This is a genomic window from Streptomyces thermolilacinus SPC6 (assembly GCF_000478605.2).
Lineage (GTDB): Bacteria > Actinomycetota > Actinomycetes > Streptomycetales > Streptomycetaceae > Streptomyces > Streptomyces thermolilacinus.
The window spans coordinates 528,846-550,409 of the sequence record NZ_ASHX02000001.1 but is presented as its reverse complement, the minus strand read 5'-3'; the positions used below and the strand labels follow the sequence as shown (position 1 = coordinate 550,409).

At 72.1% G+C, this 21,564-nt stretch carries 18 protein-coding genes and 3 pseudogenes; 12 read left to right on the top strand and 9 right to left on the bottom strand.

What is annotated here, in order from left to right; genetic code table 11:
- Positions 1–42 precede the first annotated feature (42 nt).
- Complete coding sequence (locus J116_RS02425) at positions 43–480, bottom strand: hypothetical protein (RefSeq protein ID WP_023590951.1); 438 nt, start codon at positions 478–480, stop codon at positions 43–45.
- A gap of 74 nt (positions 481–554) precedes the next feature.
- On the opposite strand from J116_RS02425, the gene J116_RS02420 reads away from it, so the two are divergent.
- From J116_RS02420 to J116_RS30675, 4 genes and pseudogenes are all read left to right on the top strand, one after another.
- The gene (locus J116_RS02420; RefSeq protein ID WP_023590952.1) at positions 555–863 is read left to right on the top strand and encodes an ArsR/SmtB family transcription factor; all 309 of its coding nucleotides are present in this window, start codon (positions 555–557) and stop codon (positions 861–863) included.
- The gene (arsB, locus tag J116_RS02415) at positions 860–1,951 is read left to right on the top strand and encodes an ACR3 family arsenite efflux transporter (RefSeq protein ID WP_023590953.1); all 1,092 of its coding nucleotides are present in this window, start codon (positions 860–862) and stop codon (positions 1,949–1,951) included. The genes J116_RS02420 and arsB overlap by 4 nt, the downstream gene beginning before the upstream one ends.
- The gene (locus J116_RS02410) at positions 1,948–3,012 is read left to right on the top strand and encodes an ArsO family NAD(P)H-dependent flavin-containing monooxygenase (RefSeq protein ID WP_028964742.1); all 1,065 of its coding nucleotides are present in this window, start codon (positions 1,948–1,950) and stop codon (positions 3,010–3,012) included. Before arsB ends, J116_RS02410 begins: the two co-directional genes overlap by 4 nt.
- A 118-nt stretch (positions 3,013–3,130) precedes the next feature.
- A pseudogene (locus tag J116_RS30675) lies at positions 3,131–3,241 on the top strand (ArsR/SmtB family transcription factor); the annotation flags it as partial.
- Between the two features lie 156 nt (positions 3,242–3,397).
- Here the strand turns inward: J116_RS30675 and J116_RS30670 are convergent.
- A pseudogene (locus J116_RS30670) lies at positions 3,398–3,526 on the bottom strand (helix-turn-helix domain-containing protein); the annotation flags it as partial.
- 133 nt (positions 3,527–3,659) lie between these two features.
- Between J116_RS30670 and J116_RS30050 the strand changes: the two are divergent.
- The 3 genes and pseudogenes from J116_RS30050 to J116_RS02395 form a co-directional block, all read left to right on the top strand.
- Positions 3,660–3,833 (top strand): hypothetical protein, encoded by a 174-nt coding sequence (locus J116_RS30050; RefSeq protein WP_023590954.1) that lies wholly within the window; start codon positions 3,660–3,662, stop codon positions 3,831–3,833.
- 30 nt (positions 3,834–3,863) lie between these two features.
- The gene (locus tag J116_RS02400; protein ID WP_023590955.1) at positions 3,864–5,252 is read left to right on the top strand and encodes an FAD-dependent oxidoreductase; all 1,389 of its coding nucleotides are present in this window, start codon (positions 3,864–3,866) and stop codon (positions 5,250–5,252) included.
- Positions 5,253–5,395: 143 nt separating this feature from the next.
- Positions 5,396–6,181, top strand: a pseudogene (locus tag J116_RS02395) (MFS transporter); the annotation flags it as partial.
- Between the two features lie 407 nt (positions 6,182–6,588).
- On the opposite strand, the gene J116_RS28215 reads toward J116_RS02395, so the two are convergent.
- Positions 6,589–6,888 carry a heavy-metal-associated domain-containing protein gene (locus J116_RS28215; protein WP_023590957.1) on the bottom strand — a complete coding sequence of 100 codons (300 nt, stop codon included), beginning with the start codon at positions 6,886–6,888 and terminating at the stop codon, positions 6,589–6,591.
- A 187-nt stretch (positions 6,889–7,075) separates the two neighbouring features.
- Between J116_RS28215 and J116_RS02385 the strand changes: the two genes are divergently transcribed.
- The 4 genes from J116_RS02385 to J116_RS02370 all read left to right on the top strand — a co-directional run bounded on the left by J116_RS02385 (position 7,076) and on the right by J116_RS02370 (position 12,057).
- Positions 7,076–7,999, top strand: coding sequence for a hypothetical protein (locus J116_RS02385; protein ID WP_023590958.1), 924 nt, complete (start codon positions 7,076–7,078; stop codon positions 7,997–7,999).
- A gap of 768 nt (positions 8,000–8,767) precedes the next feature.
- The gene (locus J116_RS02380; protein WP_028964745.1) at positions 8,768–10,039 is read left to right on the top strand and encodes an ice-binding family protein; all 1,272 of its coding nucleotides are present in this window, start codon (positions 8,768–8,770) and stop codon (positions 10,037–10,039) included.
- A gap of 271 nt (positions 10,040–10,310) precedes the next feature.
- Positions 10,311–10,901, top strand: coding sequence for a DUF5819 family protein (locus J116_RS02375; protein WP_023590960.1), 591 nt, complete (start codon positions 10,311–10,313; stop codon positions 10,899–10,901).
- Entirely contained in the window at positions 10,891–12,057 is a 1,167-nt protein-coding gene (locus J116_RS02370) for an HTTM domain-containing protein (RefSeq protein WP_023590961.1), read from the top strand. The genes J116_RS02375 and J116_RS02370 overlap by 11 nt, the downstream gene beginning before the upstream one ends.
- Before the next feature lie 10 nt (positions 12,058–12,067).
- On the opposite strand, the gene J116_RS02365 is transcribed toward J116_RS02370, so the two are convergent.
- Positions 12,068–12,523 (bottom strand): DUF6234 family protein, encoded by a 456-nt coding sequence (locus J116_RS02365; protein ID WP_023590962.1) that lies wholly within the window; start codon positions 12,521–12,523, stop codon positions 12,068–12,070.
- A gap of 186 nt (positions 12,524–12,709) precedes the next feature.
- Here J116_RS02365 and J116_RS02360 point away from each other — a divergent pair, with 186 nt between their 5' ends.
- A complete protein-coding gene (locus J116_RS02360; RefSeq protein WP_023590963.1) occupies positions 12,710–13,660 on the top strand; it encodes an AEC family transporter in 951 nt (316 codons plus the stop codon).
- A 42-nt stretch (positions 13,661–13,702) separates the two neighbouring features.
- Here the strand turns inward: J116_RS02360 and J116_RS02355 are convergent, their stop codons facing one another.
- The 5 genes from J116_RS02355 to J116_RS02335 form a co-directional block, all read right to left on the bottom strand.
- The gene (locus J116_RS02355) at positions 13,703–14,089 is read right to left on the bottom strand and encodes an STAS domain-containing protein (RefSeq protein ID WP_023590964.1); all 387 of its coding nucleotides are present in this window, start codon (positions 14,087–14,089) and stop codon (positions 13,703–13,705) included.
- Between the two features lie 43 nt (positions 14,090–14,132).
- Complete coding sequence (locus J116_RS02350; RefSeq protein ID WP_079147850.1) at positions 14,133–16,301, bottom strand: SpoIIE family protein phosphatase; 2,169 nt, start codon at positions 16,299–16,301, stop codon at positions 14,133–14,135.
- 78 nt (positions 16,302–16,379) lie between these two features.
- Positions 16,380–16,805, bottom strand: a complete 426-nt coding sequence (grpE, locus tag J116_RS30665; RefSeq protein WP_268810579.1) for a nucleotide exchange factor GrpE — start codon at positions 16,803–16,805, stop codon at positions 16,380–16,382.
- Positions 16,806–17,125: 320 nt separating this feature from the next.
- The gene (gene dnaK / locus J116_RS02340; RefSeq protein ID WP_023590967.1) at positions 17,126–19,003 is read right to left on the bottom strand and encodes a molecular chaperone DnaK; all 1,878 of its coding nucleotides are present in this window, start codon (positions 19,001–19,003) and stop codon (positions 17,126–17,128) included.
- 214 nt (positions 19,004–19,217) lie between these two features.
- Positions 19,218–21,437 (bottom strand): NADP-dependent isocitrate dehydrogenase, encoded by a 2,220-nt coding sequence (locus tag J116_RS02335; protein ID WP_023590968.1) that lies wholly within the window; start codon positions 21,435–21,437, stop codon positions 19,218–19,220.
- Between the last annotated feature and the right edge of the window lie 127 nt (positions 21,438–21,564).

Here is a 21,564-nt window from a genome sequence, read left to right as displayed (position 1 = left end):
GCGTTCTTCCTTCACGAGGTGAGTGGCAGAGGGTGCGGGGGATCAGGTGCTCGGCGCACCGGCGAGCGGGTCGGTGATGCGGCGGTCGATGGCGTCGCGGATCCGGCGGACGACCGCGATCGGGGTGCCGTCGGGGTCGGCTACGGGCCAGTCCAGGGAGCGGCGGCCGGGCACGGCGAGGCAGGTGTCACCGCAGCCCATGTGAGGATCATGTCCGCCCTGTACGCCCTCGTCGGTCAGCGGCCGGGGGAACGCGTCGGCCGTGTCGCTGCCCGCCTCGGTGAGGCCTGCGCGATGTGCGGCTCGATCCACGACCAGGCGCGTGGTCACCGCGGCGGTGCCGGGCAGGCTCCGGCCGGAGTCGGTGGGCAGGCCCTGCGCGGTCTCGGGCGCGAAGCGGCCGATGTGCTGGGCGGGCAGCCGGGCCGCACCGGCGGCCGGGCGCTCAGCGGGAAGGGCGGGGGCAGGAGCGGCGGACATGGAAGGACCCTTTCGACGGGCCATGGGTCATCCCCGGCTGGTATCAGCACCGGGTGATGTGACAGTATCAGCCCATGATGACGTCAGTCGACACTGACCTGATCCGGGTGCTGGCCGACCCGCTCAGGCTCCGGATCGTGACCCTGCTCGCCCGCGAGACGCTGTGCACCACCCACCTCGTCGAGGAGACCGGTGCCAAGCAGACCAACCTCTCCAACCACCTGAGAGTCCTGCGCGAGGCCGGGGTCGTCGAGACCGAGCCGTGCGGACGCTTCACCTACTACAAGCTGCGCCCCGACGTCATCGCCCAGCTCGCCGGGCAGTTCGCCGACCTCGCCGAACGAGCCCGTGCCGCCGCCGACAACAAAAGGGCCTGCCCGTGACCCGCACCGAAGCGCCCGCGACGACCCAGGTAGCATCCGTCGTCGCCAAGCTCTCCACGCTCGACCGCTACCTCGCCGTGTGGATCCTCATCGCCATGGCCGTCGGCCTCGGGCTCGGGCGGGTGATCCCCGGACTGAACGACGCGCTGGCGAAGGTGGAGATCGGAGGCATCTCGCTGCCGATCGCCCTCGGTCTGCTGATCATGATGTACCCGGTCCTCGCCAAGGTCCGCTACGACAAGCTCGACGCCGTCACCGGGGACCGGAAACTGATGATCTCCTCCCTGGTCATCAACTGGGTCCTCGGCCCCGCGGTGATGTTCGCCCTGGCGTGGATCTTCCTGCCGGACCTGCCCGAGTACCGCACCGGCCTGATCATCGTCGGTCTGGCCCGCTGCATCGCCATGGTGATCATCTGGAACGACCTGGCCTGCGGCGACCGCGAGGCCGCCGCCGTCCTCGTCGCGCTGAACTCGGTCTTCCAGGTCATGGCGTTCGGCCTGCTCGGCTGGTTCTACCTCGACCTGCTGCCCGGCTGGCTGGGCCTCGGCGACGGCGAGCACCTGGACATCTCCATGTGGAAGATCGCGGCGAACGTGGTCGTCTTCCTGGGCGTCCCGCTGCTGGCCGGCTTCCTGACCCGCCGGATCGGCGAGCGGAAGATGGGCCGCGAGAGCTACGAGCGGAAGTTCCTGCCGAAGATCGGGCCGTGGGCGCTGTACGGGCTGCTGTTCACGATCGTCATCCTCTTCGCCCTGCAGGGCAGGACCATCACCTCGCAGCCGCTGGACGTGGCGCGCATCGCCCTGCCGCTGCTCGTGTACTTCGCGGTGATGTGGTTCGGCACCTTCGCGCTCGGCAAGGCGATCGGTCTCGCCTACGACCGCACCGCCACCCTCGCCTTCACGGCCGCCGGCAACAACTTCGAGCTGGCCATCGCGGTCGCCATCGCGACCTTCGGCGTCACCTCCGGCCAGGCCCTCTCGGGCGTGGTCGGCCCGCTCATCGAGGTCCCGGTGCTCGTGGCGCTGGTGTACGTCTCGCTGGCCTGGCGGCGGAAGTTCACGGCCGCGCAGCCGGGTTCATGACGCGGTACGTGGACGTGGTGGTGGTCGGCGGCGGCCAAGCGGGAATCGCCGCCGGCTATCACCTGCGCCGCCAGGGTCTGGACTTCACGATCCTCGACGCCGCTCCGGCGCCGGGCGGGGCCTGGCAGCACATGTGGGACTCGCTGCGTCTCTTCTCCCCGGCGGAACACTCCTCGCTGCCCGGTCGGCTCATGCCCGTGCAGGCCGGTGAGACCTACCCGGACGCCGGGCACGTGGTGGACTATCTCTCCGACTACGAGAAGCGCTACGGCCTGCCCGTGCAGCACGGCACCCGTGTGAACGCCGTACGTCGCGACGGCGACCGGCTCCTGGTCGAGGCGGACACCGGTGCCTTCCGGGCCCGGGCGGTGATCAGTGCGACCGGCACCTGGTCGCGGCCGTTCCTTCCCGCTGTCCCCGGCCGCGAGGTGTTCGCCGGGCGACAGCTCCACACGGTGGGCTACCGCTGTCCGGCCGACTTCACCGGGCAGCACGTGATCGTGGTCGGCGGCGGGAACTCCGGCGCGCAGATCGCCGCCGACCTGGCCCTCGACGGCCGCGTCGAGGTCACGTGGGCGACCCGGCGCCCGCCCCGTTTCCTGCCGGACGACATCGACGGCCGCGCTCTGTTCGATGTCGCCACCGCCCGCCGCCGCGCCCTCGACACCGGCCGCGCCGACACGGGCGGGGTCGCCTCACTCGGGGACGTCGTCGCCGTCCCGCCCGTCCGCGCCGCACGCGACGCCGGACTCCTGCGAGCCCGGCCGATGTTCAGCCGACTCACCACCACCGGCCTCCAGTGGGCGGACGGCAGCAGGACCGAGGCGGACGCCGTCATCTGGTGTACCGGCTTCCGGCCCGCCCTGGCCCACCTCGCCCCGCTCGGCCTGCGCGGCCCGCACGGCCGTGTCCCGACGGTCGGCACCCGGGCGGTCGGCGAGCCCCGCCTGCACCTGCTCGGCTACGGCGACTGGACCGGCCCGGCCTCCGCCACCCTCATCGGCGTCGGCCGCCCCGCCCGCGACGCCGCCCACCGGATCGCGCGTCAGCTGGAGACCTGACCCCGCGACCCGGACGGCGCGGTGTCATGCCCGACCCGGCTTCCTCAGCGTGCGCGGCTGAGCCGGGACAGGACGTGCGCGGCGTCGCGCCCGACGCCGCGCAGGGTGTCAGCAGGTCATGCGGCAGTTCGCGGGCGGTCGCGAGCTGACCGTCGGGGAGATCGCCGAGCGATGCGGCCTCAAGCCCTCGACCGTGTCCGAGCATCTCAGCCTGCTGCGCCGCGGCGGCCTGGTTCTCTCCCGCGAGGAGGGCAAGCAGGTGTTCTACCGCGCCGACGGCGCCACCATGGCGAGCCGCCTGGACGCGCTCAGGAGTACCTGCTGCGCTGCTGCCCGCCCGGATGCGGCGGCTGACGGCAGGCCCGCCTCGGGGCAGTGGGCGGGCGCGCGGGTCGAGCAGGGCGGACATGGCCGCCACCACGGACGGAGGGACCTGGTGGTAGACCCAGGTGCCGCGCCGCTCCGAAGTCGGCAGGCCGGCCTCGCGCAGCTTCCTCAGGTGATGGGAGACGCAGCACGGCACCGCGCCGCCGTCCTCCAGGACGGGACGCTCGGCGGGCTCTGATTTCGACATGTGTCTATGTTGACACTCGTCGATACAGGTGGCAAGCTCCGGGTATCGACAGGCATCGAAGCAAGGAGTCGTCGTGACCAGCGCCCTCCGTACCGTGCTTTCCGCGGCCCGGGCCCGCCGCACCGCCCGCCACCTGGCCCGCGTCAGTTTCTGCGACAGCTGCGCCCAGGTCGGCGACCGCGCCGCCCGTGCGGCCGAACGCCGCCGGCACCACCAGCTGACCGCCCTCGCCCACGCACCCCGCTGACCCCCTTCGCCCACAAGGAGACCGAGCATCATGAGCACCCAGCAGCTCCCCGTCGTCGTCATCGGAGCGGGCCCCACGGGCCTGGCCGCTGCCTCCCACCTCGTCGAGCGCGGTATCGAGCCTCTGGTCCTGGAAGCGGGACCGGCCGCCGCCTCCGCGGTCCGGGAGTGGAGCCACGTGCGCCTGTTCTCCACCTGGGGCGAACTCGTCGACCCGGCCGCCGAGAAGCTCCTCGCCCCTACCGGCTGGGCAAGGCCCGACCCGGCCGCCTACCCCTCCGGCGGCGACTGGGCCGACCTCTACCTGCAGCCGCTCGCCGACGTCCTGGGCGACCGCGTCCGCGTCGGTGCGACTGTCACCGGCGTGTCCCGGGCCGGCCGGGACCGGATCGTGGACGCCGACCGGGAGCAGCAGCCGTTCGTCGTGCACCTCGCCGATGCCGACGGCCGAGAGGACCGCGTCCTCGCCCGCGCGGTCGTCGATGCCTCCGGTACCTGGGCCACGCCGTCCCCGGCGGGCGGCAGCGGCCTGCCGGCCCTCGGTGAGAAGGCCGCCGCGGACCGGATCACCTACCGTGTCCCGGACCTGAAGGACCCGGCTGTCCGGGCCCGGCACGCGGGCAAGCGCACTGCCGTGATCGGCTCCGGCGCCTCGGCCTTCACCGCCCTCGCGTACCTGGCCGACCTCGCCAAGTCGGTCGACGGCGCGGGCACGAAGGGGGTGTGGATCCTGCGCCGGGGCATCTCGGGCTCCACCTTCGGCGGCGGCGAAGCCGACCAGCTCCCGGCGCGCGGCGCGCTGGGCCTGGCGGCGAAGGCCGCCGTCGACGAGGGCCACGCCGACGCGGTCACCGGCTTCCGCACCGAGGCGATCGAGCGCGACGGCGACGGCCGCCTGATCCTGGTCGGTGAGGACGGCCGCCGCCTGGACCCGGTCGACGAGGTGATCGTGCTGACCGGCTTCCGCCCCGACGTGTCCTTCCTGGGCGAGCTGCGCCTCGGCCTAGACGAACGCCTCCAGGCGCCGATCGCGCTCGCGCCGCTGATCGACCCCAACCAGCACTCCTGCGGCACCGTCTACCCCCACGGCCACCGCGAGCTCTCCCACCCCGAAACCGGCGTGTACCTGGTCGGGATGAAGTCCTACGGCCGCGCCCCGACCTTCCTGGCGATGACCGGCTACGAGCAAGTCCGCTCCGTTGCCGCCGCGATCGCCGGTGACCTCGAGTCCGCCGACCGCGTCGAGCTCACCCTTCCCGAGACCGGGGTCTGCGGCGGCGCCGGCCTGTTCGACGCTCCCGACGCCCAGAAGGCGGACGGCTGCTGCGCGCCCACCCCGCAGCTCGTCCAGCTCGGCGCCCCCGCCGCGATCGGGGCGGCGGCCGATCGGGCCCCGGCGGGTGGCTGCTGCGGCTCGTGACCGACCCGGACACCCGCGAGGGCGGGGTCGCGACCGGAACAGGGGAGCGGTCGCGGCCTCGCGCCGCCCTGCCCGCCCTCTGTGCCACGCAGATCACTGGTTGGGGCGTCGTCTTCTACGCGTTCCCCGTCCTCAATCCGCAGATCACCGCCGCGACCGGCTGGCCGGCCGGGGCGACCACCGCGGCGTTCTCCCTCGCTCTCGTCGTCTCCGCCCTCGCCGGAATCCGCGTCGGCCGCATCCTGGACCGCCGCGGCCCCCGCACCGTCATGACCGTCGGTTCGGTGCTCGGCGTCATCAGCCTGCTCATCGTGGCCTCGGCCCCCGACGTCCCGGTCTTCGTCACCGGCTGGGCGCTGGCCGGACTCGCGATGGCCGCCACCTTCTACCAGCCCGCGTTCGCCGCCCTCACCCGCTGGTGGGCCCCCGATCACGTGCGCGCCCTGACGATCGTCACCCTCGCGGGCGGGCTCGCCTCCACCGTCTTCGCGCCACTGACCGCGGCCCTCGCCGATCACCTGTCCTGGCGCCACACCTACCTCGTGCTCGCCGGCATCCTCGCCGTCGTCACCATCCCCGCCCACGCCCTGGCCCTGCGCGCACCCTGGCCTGACGCGTCAACCAGCCCTGCGCACCGGGCCGAAGGCCCCGAAGGCACTGAAGGCGCCGCGCGCAGCCGGCCGTTCCTGCTGCTCGCCGCCGCCTTCACCCTGTCCGGCTTCGCGATGTACGCCGTCGTCGTCGCCCTCGTCCCCCTTCTCCTGGAACGCGGGTACACCACCAGCCAGGCCGCCTGGGCCCTCGGCCTCGGTGGCGCCGGACAGACCCTCGGCCGCGCCCTGTACGCCACCCTCGCCCGACGTACCACCGCCACGGCCCGCACGACGATCCTCATCGCGCTCGGCGGCCTCACCACAGCCGCCCTGGCCGCCGTACCCGGCCCCTACGCCCTGCTCGTCGCCCTGTCCGTCGCGGCCGGAACGGTCCGCGGCAACCTCACCCTGCTCCAGGCCACCGCCATCACCGACCGCTGGGGCGCCACCCACTACGGCCGCCTCTCCGGACTGCTCGCGGCGCCCGTGACCGCCGCCGCGGCTCTGGCCCCCTTCGTGGGAGCCGCCCTGGTGGCACCCCTCGGCGGTTACGAACACCTTTTCGGCGTCCTGGCCGTCACATCCCTGGCCGCCGCCTTCCTGACGCCGTGGACCATACGTACGGCCGGGCACCCCGGGCGGCCCGGCACCTCGGCCACCGGCCCGCGCGCGGTGAGGCCGGGGCCCGGCCGTACGGACGGGCCCCGGCGGCCCGGGTGGGGCCGGCGGCGACAGGGGGCGGGTCAGGCGCGGCCGGTCAGCTCGTACCCGGCGTCATCGACCGCCGAGGCGATCGCGGCCTCGTCGGGCTCGCCGATGGTGGTGACGGTGACCAGGCCGTTCGCCACATCGACGGAGACGGAGACCACGGCCTCCAGGGCGCCGAGGGACCGGGTGACGGCGCTCTCGCAGTGACCGCACGTCATACCGGACACGCGGAACGCGATGACGGTCGTGTCCGCGACGGTGACTGCGGTCGTGGACGTGGGGGCGCCGGTGGAGCAGCTGCCGTCAGGAGTACAGCAGGACGAGGACGACGACATGAGAGCCTCCTTGGTTGTGGAATGCCGGATCCTGGATACCCCTCAGGGGTATCCGACTGGGTCCCTGTATACCCCCCGTGCGTATTTCCCGCAAGCCGCCGACCCGGCTTGACTCAGTACCCCCTGGGGGTATTGTGAGGTGCAGTGAGTCGCAGTGAGCGCCTACCTGCCCTACGGGAGAGCAGCCATGAACACCGGAGTGAAGATCACCGCCTTCGCCGCCGCGCTTGCCGCGACCTTCGGGGCCGCCTACGGGCTCGGCACGGCCGTCGGGCCCGTGGACGAACCGAAGGCGGTACACACGGAGCACGCCGCCCCGACGAAGGCGGGGGACGGCGGGCACGCGAGTCATGACGAGGCGGGTCAGGGCGCCGCGGCGGGTGGCCTCCAGGTCTCCGAGGGCGGGTACACACTGGCTCTGGAGACCCCGCGCGTCGCGGCCGGGCGGAGCGTGGTGAGGTTCTCGATCCAGGACGGCAGCGGCCGCAAGGTCACCGCGTACAAGACCGAACACGGCAAGGAGCTGCACCTCATCGTCGCCTCGCGCGACCTGACGGTCTACCGCCACCTGCACCCCGTGCGGGCCGCTGACGGGACCTGGTCCACCGAGGTCGATCTGCCGGTGGGGGGCGGGTACAAGGCGTTCGCCGACTTCACCCCTGCGGCCAATGGCGCCAAGGGCCTCACGCTGGGCGTCGACCTCTCGGTGGCGGGGACGTACACGCCCCGGCCGCTGCCCGCCGCCGCGAAGACCGCGGAGGTGGACGGGTACCGGGTCACGCTCGACGGGACACCGGTGCCTGGCAGGCCGAGCGAGCTGAAGCTGACGGTCGGCAAGGGCGGGAAGCCGGTCACCGACCTGGAGCCGTACCTGGGGGCGTACGGGCATCTCGTCGCCCTGCGCGAGGGTGACCTCGCCTACCTGCACGTCCACCCCAACAAGGGCGGCCCGGGGCCCGAGGTCTCCTTCACGGCCACGGCTCCGAGCCCCGGCGCGTACCGGCTCTTCCTCGACTTCCAGCACGACGGCACGGTGCGTACGGCCGCCTTCACCGTCCATGCGGGCGGCACCGCCCCGGCCGCCAGGGCGCCGGGCGACCACACGCACTGACGCCCTGGCGCGCGCCCGCGCGGTCAGGGCGATCACCCCCCTCCCAGGCGCCGAGCGCATCACCTGTACCGTCACCGTCGACTGAGCCACGGCGAAGCGGCCAGAGGCGTCGAGACGCCGAGGCCCCGCCATGTACGACGACGCCCCGTATTCCCGCCGGGAGGCGGCCGTCCTCGTACGGGAGTGGCTGCGGGCGGAGCCGGACTCGGAGGCGGGAACGCCGCCGACGACACCGCGGTCACGTGGCCGCGGTGCTGTCGCGACCATCCGCGAACCGAAGAAGCCGACGCGGGCACGGGCCCGAGTACGTGACCGAGAGGAACCGGTCCCCGTATGGCGGCGGCCCGCCGGGCGGCCGCAAGGCCGTGCGCGTGGTCGAACCGGGCAAGGCCGAGCCGCGACGCCGGCCCGTCCATCCGGATGATCCGGTAACCCGAATTCCTGGGGGCAAGAGGTCGCGGGATGCACATCCTGTCGCCCCGGCTTGTGGCAGTCGTTGGTCGGGAGGCCGTTCCGGAGAGATCCGAAACGGCCTCCCGGCGTTTGGGCGGGGGGACGGTCGCGAGCCGCGCGGGTTCAGATCATCGTTCGTATGTATTCAAGAATGCTTGCGCGTCCTGAGTTATTGCCTTCCGAATATTCCCGACGCCTTCCTGATAAAGGCGGCCGCAGAGGCATTGCTGTGTAATATCCCACCCAATCGTAAGGCTCCGGGCGATCGATAGCGCCCGGTAAGCCGCGGCTCTCTCCGACAGGAACCACCTCTCGATGAAGCTGAAAATGATCTCAGCGGACAAGTGCCGCTCCAAGTGCCGCTCCTTGTCCGGATGGCTTGCCACCGGCCTCGCCGGAACGGTTGCCGCTGTGATGGTCGCCGTCACGCCGTCCCCGGCACTGGCCATCGCCACCCCCGTCCCCCTGGGCACGGCCGCGAGTTTCTCGGTTCTGGCCGGTTCGGAAGTCACCAACACCGGCCCCACCGTGCTCAGCCAGGATCTCGGGGTGAGCCCGGGTACCGCCATCTCCGGATTCCCTCCGGGCCAGGTGCTCGGCACCGTGCACGCGGCGGATCAGGTGGCGAACAACGCGAAGAGTGATCTGGTCACGGCGTACAACAATGCCGCCAGCCAGGCCACGGATTTCGCTCTCGCGGCGGGAATCGGTAACGGCGACACCCTGCTTCCCGGCGTCTACACCGCGGTGTCCGGCGTCGGGCTCACCGGCGACCTGGTCCTGGACGCCGGCGGAAACCCGAACGCGGTCTGGGTGTTCCAGATCCCCGAAGCCCTGACGACGGCTTCCTCCAGCAGGGTGCTGCTCACCAACGGCGCCTCGGCGTGCAACGTGTACTGGCAGATCGGAAGCTCGGCCACCCTCGGTACGAATTCCACCTTCGTGGGCACCATCATGGCCCTGACCTCGATCAGCGTGACCACCGGAACGAACATCCAGGGTCGTGCGCTGGCCCGCAACGGCGCCGTGACGCTCGACAACAACCGGATCTTCCCGGGTGACTGCTCGACCACGACGACCGGGACGACGAACGGTACGACGACCGGGACGACGAACGGCACCACGACGGGCACCACCACCGGGACGACGACCGGCGCGACGACCGGGACGACCGTGGGTCTGATCGGCGGTGGCCTCCTGGGCGGACCGCTCGTCACCGGCGGGGGAACCGTGGGAACGACCTCCGGCAACATCGCGGGCAACACCGCCGGCAACAACGTCACCTCCGGCAACACCTCGGGCAACATCGCCGGGAACCTCATCGGCGGCATGGGTGACAAGCCCGGTGGTCCCGGTCACGGGGACGACCACGGCAAGGGCGACAGGCCCGGCGGTCCCGGTCACGGGGACGACCACGGCAAGGGCGACAGGCCCGGCGGTCCCGGTCGCGGGGACGACCACGGCAAGGGCGACAAGCCCGGTGGTCCCGGTCAGGGGAAGGACCACGGCAAGGGTGGTCAGCCGGACGAGGGCCACGGCAAGCAGCCCGGCGGCAACTACGGCTACGGCGACGCGCCGAAGCCGTAGCAGCACCACGGCGACAACGGCTGACGGGAAGTTTGCGGACGGCGCGTTCTCCGGATGACGGCGTGCGGCGAAATCTCAACGATTTCGCCGCGCGCCGCCGGGCGTCTCCGCTGGATCAGTCGTCTTTGACAGCTGGATGAAGGCAAGGTGGACGGTGTCGAGCCGAATCGAACCGGCGGAAGTGCGGGAAGGCGAGCAGATCCATTCGGGCTCGCCGGGTGAAAGGGATAGTGGATCGGAGCCGTCCCGGAAGCGGAGTGCGGGTGCGCGAGTGCTGGAAGTGGCGCTCCGCGCGACCGTGTTCCTCTGCCTGGCGGTCACCCTGATCCACCTCGTTCTCGTCTTTTTTCATGTGGCACCCGCCAATCCCGTCTCCAGGAAGTACGGCAAACAGATCGACGCGTGGGTGTATCCCCTCTTCGAGCAGAATTGGCGGCTTTTCGCACCCAACCCCGACTCCGTCAACCGTCAGATCCTGGCCAGAACCGCACACGCCGGCTCCGGTGGGGCGATGCGGGTCGGCCCGTGGTTCGATCTGACGGCCGTTGACGAGGCCGGGATCAAGCACCAGGCATTTCCCAGCCACACCGCCCAGAACCTGTTGCGCCGCGCGTGGACTTCCTATGTCGAAACACACGGGGAGGGAGACACGGCGCGTTCGGAACGGGCCGTGATGATGCGGGATTACCTGAGCAACATCGCTGCGGACCGCGTGGCCCAGCACTACGACGACGACGCTTTCGACTTCATTCAGCTCCGCGTCGTCACGCTCCCCGTCCCGGAATCCGGAGCCGACAGCGCCCCGAAGCCGGTCGAGAACCGTCTCCTGCCCTGGTGGAAGGTCACTCCTCATGGGAAATGAGCCGACGCGCGAGACACCCGCCGCCGCGGAAGCGGCGGGCCCGACGACGGGACGAGCCGCACCGGCCGAAGGCCCGGAACGACCCGGGCTCCGCCTCCGGGACGGCGCTCTCTGGACGCTCGTCACCAACCGGCCGGTATCCCTGTACGCCACGTCCGTGCTGCGCATCGGGTACGGGCTGCTCTACCTGGTCTTCCTGCTGCGCGAATTCCCCCACCGTCACCAGATCTGGGGCCCGGACTCACCGTGGACCCCCGCACTGGCGGCGCAGCTCTCCGAGCAGACGGGCTGGCAGAGCTTCTTGCTGCTGTCCGACAGCCGCGCGTACTTCGAGCTGTGCTACGCGGCGGCTCTCCTGACGTCCGCGCTGTTCATGCTGGGCTGGCGGACCCGTGCCATGTCCGTCCTCTTCGCCGTCGTCGTGACCTCCTTCCACGCGCGGTCCATCTTCATGACGGACGGGGGAGACAACCTCGTTCTCCTGATGTCCCTCTACCTCGTGCTCACCGCGTGCGGGCGGCGCTGGTCCCTCGACGCGCGCAGAACGCGGAGGAAGGCGACGCGTGCCCCGCACACGCCGAAGCGCGTGAAGAGCCCTTCCGGGCAGCGGTTCCGGGACGCCCGCGACACCCTGACCACGGTGGTGCACAACTGCGGTGTCTTCGTCATCGCCGCGCAGGTCTGCTTCCTGTACGGATCGGCCGGCCTGTACAAGGTCCAGGGCTCCTTCTGGGCCGACGGCACCGCTCTCCACTACGTGCTGCACCTTCGGCTCTTCCAGCCGTGGCCCGCGCTCTCGCACTTCCTCGACCAGTACCCGCTCGCGATCGCGGCCATCAGCTACCTGACCGTCCTCACGCAGGTCGCCTTCCCCTTCGTCCTGTTCGGCAGGCTCAAGTACCCCGTCCTCGCCCTGCTGCTGGCCACGCATCTCGGCATCGCCGTGCTGCTGGGGCTGCCGGTCTTCTCGGGCGCCATGATCATCGCGGACGCGGTCTTCCTGCCGGACCGCTTCTACACCTCCCTGCCGCGCCTTGGACGACGTACCGCGCGGCGGTTCGGAGTACGGCTGCCGACGCCCCGGCGAGAACACGGAGCCGGTCAATCCGTGCCCGCGCAGGGCAGACAAGGGGCGCACGCCCCGGGACCGCGCTAGCGAGCCGAGGTCAGCCGCCGGGGCAGTCGCTGGAGTCGCCGCCGCTGCGGCAGCCGGTGAAGCCGGTCGGGGCGGGGACGGGCCTGTTCCGCTCGTCCTCGTGCCGCTGGAGCGCCACGCCGCCGAACACCACGACAGCGATCAGTACGCCCGTCACGAGCTGGGAGACGACCGTCACCGTGGCGCGCGCCCGCGCGGCCAGGGCGGCGGCCAGCAGCACCAGACCGCCGAGGACCGCGACGGCGGGGAGGTAGTCCCAGAGGGTGAAGGGCTTTCGGGAGGCCTGCGGGTCGAGCTCGAAGTGGTCGAGGAACGGCCACACGAGCAGGATCGCCGCCAGGGCCACCAGCTCCAGCACGACCAGCGCACAGGACGTCGCGATGTCCGCGCCCCGGCCGCCCTTCGCGCGGCGGGGCGTCGGGGCGGGGTCCGGGGCGACCGGCGACGCCGATGGCGGCTTTCTCATCCCAGTACCGTGCCCCCGCCACGGCGTTGGCACATGAGTACGTGTACTCACCCGGCACCACCCGTCGGCCGGACCGGGCCGAGCGGTCGGGTGGGCCGACGGCACCACCGGCTGAACGGGCCCGCCGCCAGCGGAGGATGATCAGTGGCGCTGAGGTGACACGGGCGGGGAGGCGGGGGTACGCGCATGGGAGCGGTGGGGGCTCTGGAGAAGCTGGCGCCGGTGGTGCTGGCCTTCGGGTGCGGGGTGCTCCTCGCACGGCGGAAGGTGGTCCCGGCCGACAGCTCCAAGGTCTTCGCCGACTACGCGTTCCTCTTCGCGGTGCCGTGCTTCCTGTTCGGCAACATCTACCGCAGCGACCTGGCCGCCCTGTTCGACTGGCGGGCGATCACCGGCTACGCGGCCGCGACCGGCGCCGCCGTCGTCCTGGCGGGCGCCGTGGCCTGGGCGTTCGGTGTGCGCGACCCGCGCGGCGTGGCCCTGCGCATCATGGCGGCCGTCCAGGTCAACACGGCGTACTTCGCCGTCCCGGTCTTCATCATGCTGTTCGGGAACGCGGCACCGGTCTTCCCCGTCCTGCTCTTCCAGGTCTGCGTGCTGTCCCTGGTCATCATCGCGATCATGGAGCTGGGCCGGGCCGACCGCGCCGGAGGCCCCGGCCGACGGCTCGGCTCGGCCGTCGTCGCCTCCCTGGCCACCCCGGTCGTGATCGCCTGCAACGCGGGCATCGTGCTCAACCTGCTCGCCGTGCGCGTGCCGGAGGTCGTCCTCGACAGCTCCGCGTTCGTCGGCCAGAGCGCCTCGCCCGTGGCGCTGTTCGCCCTCGGGCTGCACCTCGGCGGAACGGGGCTGAAGGTCCGCGACACGACCGCGGAGGAGATGTGGCTCGTCGCCTTCAAATGCGTGGCGTTCCCGCTGCTCGCCTTCGCCGTGTGCCGCTACGGCTTCGGGGTGGACGGCGACTGGCTGCACCACCTGGTCCTGATCGCCGCGATGCCCGCCCCGCAGAACCTGTTCGTCTTCGCCCAGCGCTACGAGGTGAGCGTGGACCTGTCCGCCGCGCTCGTCGTCAAGAGCTCGGTCGTCGCGCTGCTCCTGCTGCCGCTGTGGACCCAGTGGGTGGCGTACGCCGGGTGAGGGGCGCCGGGCACTACGGGCCGGAGGCCCGGGAGGCGGGGCTCAGCCCTCGAACGTCGCCACCGTGTCGAGGCCCGCTTCCCGCAGCGACCGCCGTACGCCGCGGTGCGCGCCGCGCACATGCAGCACGGCCGGGGTGTCGCGGACCGTGGCCGCGCGGAGCAGCGCGTACGCGCAGGGCAGGTCCAGGCGGGTCAGCCCGTGCATGCGCAGCTCCCACTCGGCCGCGTCCCGCAGGCGCGGGTCCCCGAGCTTCTCCTCCAGCGGGCCCACCGCGTGCGCCTCCAGCTCCCCGGAGAACACCAGGACGGCCCGTCCTCCCACGGCCGACTCGATCACCAAGGGCGGCGCCTGCCGCGAGGCGGGGCGCCCCGTGCCGTCGGCTGTCACCACGACCTCCTCGCCGTCGGGCTCCTCTTGCCCTTCCATCGTCCCCCAAGAACGGCCACCGCGCCCGGGCCTCCCGGGACGGTCAGTGGACGCGGGCGACCAGCAGCGCCACGTCGTCGTGCACCTCCGGGTCCCGCATGGCCTCCAGTACCTCGTCGCACACCGCGTCCAGCGACCGGCCGCCCGTGTCCCGCAGCAGGGCGAGCAGCCGCTCCAGGCGCGTGTCGATGGACTGGCTCCGCACCTCGACCAGGCCGTCCGTGTACAGCACCAGCCGGTCGCCCGCGCCCAGGGCGACCGTCGTCGTGTCGAACGGCACCCCGCCGACGCCCAGCGGCACCCCGGTCGGCAGGCCGACGAGCCGGGGCGGACCGTCCGGGGGGACGCGCACCGGAGGCAGGTGGCCCGCGTTGGAGACCCGGAACTCCCGGCGGCGCGGGTCGTACACCCCGTACACGCAGGTCGCCGTCGAGTCCCGCAGGCCCGTCGTGCTGCGGTCCACATGGCGCAGCAGCTCCGCCGGGTCCAGGTCCAGGTCCGCGAGCGCCCGGGTCGTCGTGCGCAGCTGGCCCATGGTGGTGGCCGCCGAGACACCGCTGCCCATGACGTCGCCCACGACCAGCGCCGTCTTGTCGTCGGCGAGCGGGATCACGTCGAACCAGTCGCCGCCGACCTCCCCGGCCGCGCCCGCCGGTGCGTAGCGGTGCGCGAGGTCCAGGCCGGGGCGCGGCTCCGGGGCGTGGGGGAGGAGGGAGCGCTGGAGGGTGAGCACCGTGTCGTGCTCCCGCTGGTAGGAGCGGGCGTTGTCCACGGCGACGGCCGCGCGCCCCGCCAGCTCCCGCGCCAGGACCAGGTCGTCCTCGTCGAACGGCTCCGGAGCGCGGGTGCGGCGCAGCGTCAGGGCGCCCAGCACGGTGCCCCGCGCGGTCAGCGGCACCACCAGGTACGAGCGGAGGCCCTCCCGCGCCAGGTCGTCCGGGGTCTCGCCGCCGCGCACGAGGCGCGGCAGGTCGGCGGCGGCGACCCGGCGGACGAGATACGGCTCGCCCGTCGCGACACACCGCGCGACCAGGCCCTCGTCGTCCGCCTCGTACGGAACGGCGTGCCCGCCCGCACGGCCGTCCCGCGCGCCCGCCGGGGCGGTGGCCAACGGGCGGAACAGCCTCCTTCGCGCCGTGGCCGTCCCGGGCGCGCCGGGCTCCCCGGGCGTACGGAGCACCGCGTCCAGCACGTCCACGGCGGCCGCGTCGGCGAGGTCCGGCACCATGAGGTCGGCCAGTTCACGGGCGGTGCGCTCCAGGTCGAGCGACGTCCCCACCCGCACCGACGCGTCGGCGACCATGGCGAGCCGCTGCCGGGCGCGGGCCGCCTCGGTCGCCGCGCCGTGCCGGTCCGTGATGTCCACGACGGACACCGCCAGGCCCAGCACCTTGCCGTTGCCGGCCTCCAGCCGGTAGTACGACACCGACCAGGCGTGGTCCTGCTCCGGGTCCGCCGGGGCGCGCCCCACCAGGGTCTGGTCGACCAGCGGCGCGCCCGTGCGCAGCACCCGGCGCAGCGCCGACTCGACGGGCGCCACATCGAGGAACGACAGCGTCTCGCGCAGGGTGCGGCCGGTGTGCTCCTCGGCGGGGACGCCGGTCAACCGGGCCAGCGCCGGGTTCACCGACAGGAACCGCAGGTTCGTGTCCAGTACGGCGAGCCCGATCGGGGACTGCGCGACCAGCCGGGTGGACAGCGCCACGTCCCGCTCCACGGCGCGCAGCGTGGACTGGTCGGTGGCCAGGCCCAGCGCGTACAGGTCGCCGCTCTCACCGCGCAGCCGCATGTTGCGGAACTCCAGCAGCCGCGTGCCGCCGTCCTTGTGCCGCACCGGGAACACCCCGGCCCAGCTCAGCCCCTCGTGCATGACCTGCGCGAACAGGTCCACGACCAGGCCGAAGTGCTCCTCGCGGACCAGCAGCCGCGCCGCGAACCGGCCGAGCGCCTCCTGCGCCGTGTACCCGAACACGTCCTCGGCCTGCGGGCTCCACAGGACGATCCGCCCCTGGTCGTCCAGCACGACGGCGGCGACGTTCAGTATGTCCAGGAGCCCCCCGGGCGGCGAGGCCCTGACATCGTCCCGCGCCCCGGCCCCGGGCGGTACGCCCTGCCCGGGCGGCGCGTCCCGCTCCGGTGGCGGTGGCGTGCCCGTGGCAGGGGGGACGGCCGCAGGGTCACCGTCGCCGGGGGTCGGGTGCCGGGCATCCATCGCGTTCACCACCTGGGCCGCTTCCACGGCTGCCGCGCCGTCGCACCATCCTCCCCGCAGCCGCGCCGCCCCGCACGTTCACCGGGCGGCGGGTGGCCCCGTCACCACGACGTCGGCGGGGCGCAGCAGCTGGCCGCCCACCCGGTACCCGGGGCGCACCACCTCCGCGCACACCGGCCGCTCCACGCCGTCCGACACCCGGTACGCGACCGCCTCGTGGACGCGCGGATCGAACGGCTCGCCCGGCGCGCCGAACGCCGCGAGCCCCAGCGCGGCCAGCTCGTCCTCCAGCTGTCGCGCCACGCGCAGGAACCCGCCCGTCAGCTCCCCGTTCCGACCCGCCTCCGCGACGGCGTCCAGGACGGGCAGCAGCCGGGCCAGGACGTTCGCCACGGCGATCTCACGGACGGCGAGGCGGTCGCGGTGGACCCGGCCGCGGTAGTTGTCGTACTCCGCCTTGAGCCGCTGGAGGTCACGCGTCCGCTCGCCCAGCGCCGCCGCCACGGCCACCACCCCGCCGCCACCCGCGCCGGTCGCGGAGCCCGCGCCACCGGGTCCCGCGCCCCTCGCGGAGCCCGGGCCGGTGGTGTGACCGGCGGGCGGGGCGCTCGACGAGGGCGGGGCGCCGGAGCGACCCGTGGTGTCCGGCGCCTCCGTGCCCCGCCGGGCACTGTTCGCACCGCCCGCGGCACTCGGAGCCGTACTCCTGACATCGTCACCGGCGACGCCGTGAGGTGACCCGGACGGGCCGGTGCGGTCCGACGGCGGCGGGGCCAGCATCAGGCGCCGGTCCCGGCGGCTCTCGACGCGGAAGCGTTCCCGCCTCATCCGGCGCCTCCCCGCCGCGCCCGGTCGTCGTCGTCCACGATCTCCGCGTCCACCACCTCGTCCTCGTCCCGTGCCCCGTTACCAGGGCCGCCGCCGGGGCCTTCGGCGGACGCCCCCGCCGCGCCGCTCTGCGCGTACATGGCCTGGCCGAGCTTCTGGGAGACGGCCGCGACCTTCTCCGTCGCGGTGCGGATCCGCGCGGTGTCCTCGCCCTTCAGCTTCTCCTTCAGGTCGTTCACCGCCTCCTCGACCTCGGACTTGATCTCGCCCGGCACCTTGTCGGCGTTGTCGGTGAGGAACTTCTCCGTCTGGTAGACGAGCTGTTCGCCCTGGTTACGGGTCTCGGCGGCCTCCCGGCGCGTACGGTCCTCCTCGGCGTGGCGCTCCGCCTCGCGGACCATCCGGTCGATGTCGTCCTTGGGGAGCGAGGAGCCGCCGGTGACGGTCATCTTCTGCTCCTTGCCGGTGCCGAGGTCCTTCGCCGTGACGTGCATGATGCCGTTGGCGTCGATGTCGAAGGACACCTCGATCTGCGGGACGCCGCGCGGCGCCGGGGGCAGACCGGTCAGCTCGAACATGCCGAGCTTCTTGTTGTACGCGGCGATCTCGCGCTCGCCCTGGTAGACCTGGATCTGCACCGACGGCTGGTTGTCCTCGGCCGTGGTGAAGATCTCCGAGCGCTTCGTCGGGATCGTCGTGTTGCGCTCGATGAGCTTGGTCATGATGCCGCCCTTGGTCTCGATGCCGAGGGACAGCGGGGTCACGTCGAGGAGCAGGACGTCCTTGACCTCACCCTTGAGGACACCGGCCTGGAGCGAGGCGCCGATCGCGACGACCTCGTCCGGGTTCACACCCTTGTTGGCCTCCTTGCCGCCGGTCAGCTCCTTCACCAGCTCCGTCACGGCGGGCATGCGGGTGGAACCGCCCACGAGGATGACGTGGTCGATCTCGGAGACCTTGATGCCCGCGTCCTTGATCGCGTTCTGGAACGGGATCTTGCAGCGTTCCAGCAGGTCGGCGGTCAGCTGCTGGAACTGGGCGCGGGTCAGCTTCTCGTCCAGGTGCAGCGGCCCCTCCGCCGAGGCGCTCAGATACGGCAGATTGACCGAGGTCTCCGTGGCGGCGGACAGCTCGATCTTCGCCTTCTCGGCCGCCTCGCGCAGGCGCTGCGTCGCCATCCGGTCCTTGGACAGGTCGATCCCGTACGCGTTCTTGAAGCGGGTCGCCAGGTGCTCCACGACCCGCTGGTCCCAGTCGTCGCCGCCCAGGTGCGTGTCGCCGTTGGTGGCCTTCACCTCGACCACGCCGTCGCCGATCTCCAGGAGCGACACGTCGAAGGTGCCGCCGCCGAGGTCGAAGACGAGGATCGTCTGGTCGTTCTCCTTGTCCAGCCCGTACGCCAGCGCCGCCGCCGTCGGCTCGTTGATGATCCGCAGGACGTTCAGGCCCGCGATCTCACCGGCCTCCTTGGTGGCGGTGCGCTGGGAGTCGTTGAAATACGCCGGGACCGTGATCACGGCGTCCCTCACGTCCTCGCCCAGATATCCCTCGGCGTCCCGCTTCAGCTTCTGGAGGACGCGTGCCGAGATCTCCTGCGCGGTGTACCGCCTGCCGTCGATGTCGCCCTTCTCGGGGAAGTGCCAGCCCGCCTCGCCCATGTGCCGTTTCACGGACCGGACCGTGCGGTCCACGTTGGTGACGGCCTGGCGCTTGGCCACCTCGCCCACCAGTACGTCGCCGTTCTTGGCGAAGCCCACCACGGACGGCGTGGTGCGGGCGCCCTCCGTATTGGTGATGACGGTGGGCTCACCGCCCTCCAGGACGCTGACCACCGAGTTCGTCGTACCGAGGTCGATTCCCACTGCGCGTGCCATCGCGACACCCCTCAGCTCGTCCCTCTCGGCGGGGAGAGGGAGATCTTGGAGAATGTATCGAGGTCCATTTCAGGATATGCCCGGTTCGCGGCGTCGGCGGTCGGCGCGGCACGGCGCCGCGGCGAGGGGCCCCGCTCGGGGGAACGGCGGCGGGCCGCGCCGGACTGGTGTCCGGCGCGGCCCGCGCACGTGGTCGGCGGATGACCGCCGGGCGTCAGCCCAGCGTCGCCAGCGCCTGGTTGAAGGTGCTCGACGGGCGCATGACCGCCGCCGCCTTCTCCGGGTCGGGCTGGTAGTAGCCGCCGATGTCGGCCGGCTCGCCCTGCACCGCGATGAGCTCCTCGACGATCGTGCCCTCCTGCTCGGTGAGGGTCTTCGCGAGCGGCGCGAACGCCTCCGCGAGCGCGGTGTCGTCGGTCTGCCGCGCCAGCTCCTGCGCCCAGTACAGGGCCAGGTAGAAGTGGCTGCCGCGGTTGTCGATGCCGCCGAGACGGCGGGTCGGCGACTTGTCCTCGTTGAGGAACGTCGCCGTGGCGCGGTCCAGCGTGTCGGCCAGCACCTTCGCCCGGGGGTTGTCCGTGACCTGCGACAGGTGCTCGAAGCTGACGGCCAGCGCGAGGAACTCGCCCAGGCTGTCCCAGCGCAGGTAGTTCTCCTTGACCAGCTGCTGGACGTGCTTCGGGGCGGAGCCGCCCGCGCCCGTCTCGAACAGGCCGCCACCGTTCATCAGCGGGACGACCGACAGCATCTTGGCGCTCGTGCCGAGCTCCAGGATCGGGAACAGGTCGGTCAGGTAGTCGCGCAGCACGTTGCCGGTGACGGAGATGGTGTTCTCGCCCCGGCGGATGCGCTCCAGGGAGAACTTGGTCGCCTCGACCGGCGACATGATCTCGATCCGGAGGCCCTCGGTGTCGTGCTCCGGCAGGTACGCCTTGACCTTCTCGATGAGGCGCGCGTCGTGGGCGCGGCCCTCGTCCAGCCAGAAGACGGCCGGGTCGCCGGTGGCGCGGGCGCGGGTGACGGCCAGCTTCACCCAGTCCTTGATCGGCGCGTCCTTGGTCTGGCACATGCGGAAGATGTCGCCGCGGCCCACCCGCTGCTCCAGGACGACCTGGCCGGCCTGGTTCACGACGCGGACCGTGCCGGGCGCCGCGATCTCGAAGGTCTTGTCGTGGCTGCCGTACTCCTCGGCCTTCTGCGCCATGAGGCCGACGTTCGGGACGGAGCCCATGGTCGCCGGGTCGAAGGCGCCGTTCGCACGGCAGTCCTCGATGACGGCCTGGTACACGCCGGAGTAGCTGCTGTCCGGGAGGACCGCGAGCGTGTCGGCCTCCTGGCCGTCCGGGCCCCACATGTGGCCCGAGGTGCGGATCATGGCCGGCATGGACGCGTCCACGATGACGTCGCTCGGTACGTGAAGGTTGGTGATCCCGCGGTCCGAGTCGACCATCGCGAGCGCCGGGCCCTCGGCGATCTCCGCGTCGAAGGACGCCTTGATCTCGTCGCCCTGCGGCAGGGCGTCCAGGCCCTTCAGGATCGTGCCCAGGCCGTCGTTCGGGCTCAGGCCCGCGCCGGCGAGCACGTCACCGTACGCGGCGAAGGTCTTCGGGAAGAACGCGCGGACCACGTGACCGAAGATGATCGGGTCCGAGACCTTCATCATCGTCGCCTTCAGGTGGACGGAGAACAGCACGCCCTCGGCCTTGGCGCGGGCCACCTGGTCGGCGAGGAACGCGCGCAGCGACTCCACGCGCATCACCGACGCGTCCACGACCTCGCCCGCCAGCACCGGCACGGACTCGCGCAGCACGGTCGTCGAGCCGTCCTCACCGGCCAGCTCGATGCGCAGCGTGCCGTCCTCGGCGATCACCGTGGACTTCTCGGTGGACCGGAAGTCGTCGGTGCCCATCGTGGCGACGTTCGTCTTGGAGTCGGCCGTCCAGGCGCCCATGCGGTGCGGGTGCGCCTTGGCGTAGTTCTTGACCGAGGCGGGGGCGCGGCGGTCCGAGTTGCCCTCGCGCAGGACCGGGTTGACGGCGCTGCCCTTGACCTTGTCGTACCGGGCGCGGATCTCGCGCTCCTCGTCGGTCTTCGGGTCGTCCGGGTAGTCCGGGAGGGCGTAGCCCTTCTCCTGGAGCTCCGCGACGGCGGCCTTCAGCTGCGGGATCGACGCCGAGATGTTCGGCAGCTTGATGATGTTGGCGCCGGGCGTCTTGGCCAGCTCACCGAGCTCGGCCAGGGCGTCCTCGATCCGCTGCCCCTCCTGGAGGTGCTCCGGGAAGGAGGCGATGATCCGCCCGGCCAGCGAGATGTCGCGGGTCTCGACGCTGACGCCGGCCGTCGAGGCGTACGCCTGGACCACGGGCAGGAACGAGTACGTCGCCAGGGCCGGGGCCTCGTCAGTGTGGGTGTAGATGATGGTCGAGTCAGTCACCGGGTGCTCCGCTCCACGTCTGTAACATTGCTCGACATCAAGATATCTCGTGACCGACCCCCTCTCGACAGACCCCCTCCCACGGATTTCGCGGCGGCTGCCCCAAAGCGGCCACACAGGTCTGGAC

Excerpts from the sequence above, each read along its gene's own strand:
- J116_RS02425 (WP_023590951.1), bottom strand. The coding sequence starts at position 480 with ATGTCCGCCGCTCCTGCCCCCGCCCTTCCCGCTGAGCGCCCGGCCGCC.
- J116_RS02420 (WP_023590952.1), top strand. The coding sequence starts at position 555 with ATGATGACGTCAGTCGACACTGACCTGATCCGGGTGCTGGCCGACCCG.
- J116_RS02410 (WP_028964742.1), top strand. The coding sequence starts at position 1,948 with ATGACGCGGTACGTGGACGTGGTGGTGGTCGGCGGCGGCCAAGCGGGA.
- J116_RS02400 (WP_023590955.1), top strand. The coding sequence starts at position 3,864 with ATGAGCACCCAGCAGCTCCCCGTCGTCGTCATCGGAGCGGGCCCCACG.
- J116_RS28215 (WP_023590957.1), bottom strand. The coding sequence starts at position 6,888 with ATGTCGTCGTCCTCGTCCTGCTGTACTCCTGACGGCAGCTGCTCCACC.
- J116_RS02385 (WP_023590958.1), top strand. The coding sequence starts at position 7,076 with ATGAACACCGGAGTGAAGATCACCGCCTTCGCCGCCGCGCTTGCCGCG.
- J116_RS02380 (WP_028964745.1), top strand. The coding sequence starts at position 8,768 with ATGAAGCTGAAAATGATCTCAGCGGACAAGTGCCGCTCCAAGTGCCGC.
- J116_RS02370 (WP_023590961.1), top strand. The coding sequence starts at position 10,891 with ATGGGAAATGAGCCGACGCGCGAGACACCCGCCGCCGCGGAAGCGGCG.
- J116_RS02365 (WP_023590962.1), bottom strand. The coding sequence starts at position 12,523 with ATGAGAAAGCCGCCATCGGCGTCGCCGGTCGCCCCGGACCCCGCCCCG.
- J116_RS02360 (WP_023590963.1), top strand. The coding sequence starts at position 12,710 with ATGGGAGCGGTGGGGGCTCTGGAGAAGCTGGCGCCGGTGGTGCTGGCC.
- J116_RS02355 (WP_023590964.1), bottom strand. The coding sequence starts at position 14,089 with ATGGAAGGGCAAGAGGAGCCCGACGGCGAGGAGGTCGTGGTGACAGCC.
- J116_RS02350 (WP_079147850.1), bottom strand. The coding sequence starts at position 16,301 with ATGGATGCCCGGCACCCGACCCCCGGCGACGGTGACCCTGCGGCCGTC.
- dnaK (WP_023590967.1), bottom strand. The coding sequence starts at position 19,003 with ATGGCACGCGCAGTGGGAATCGACCTCGGTACGACGAACTCGGTGGTC.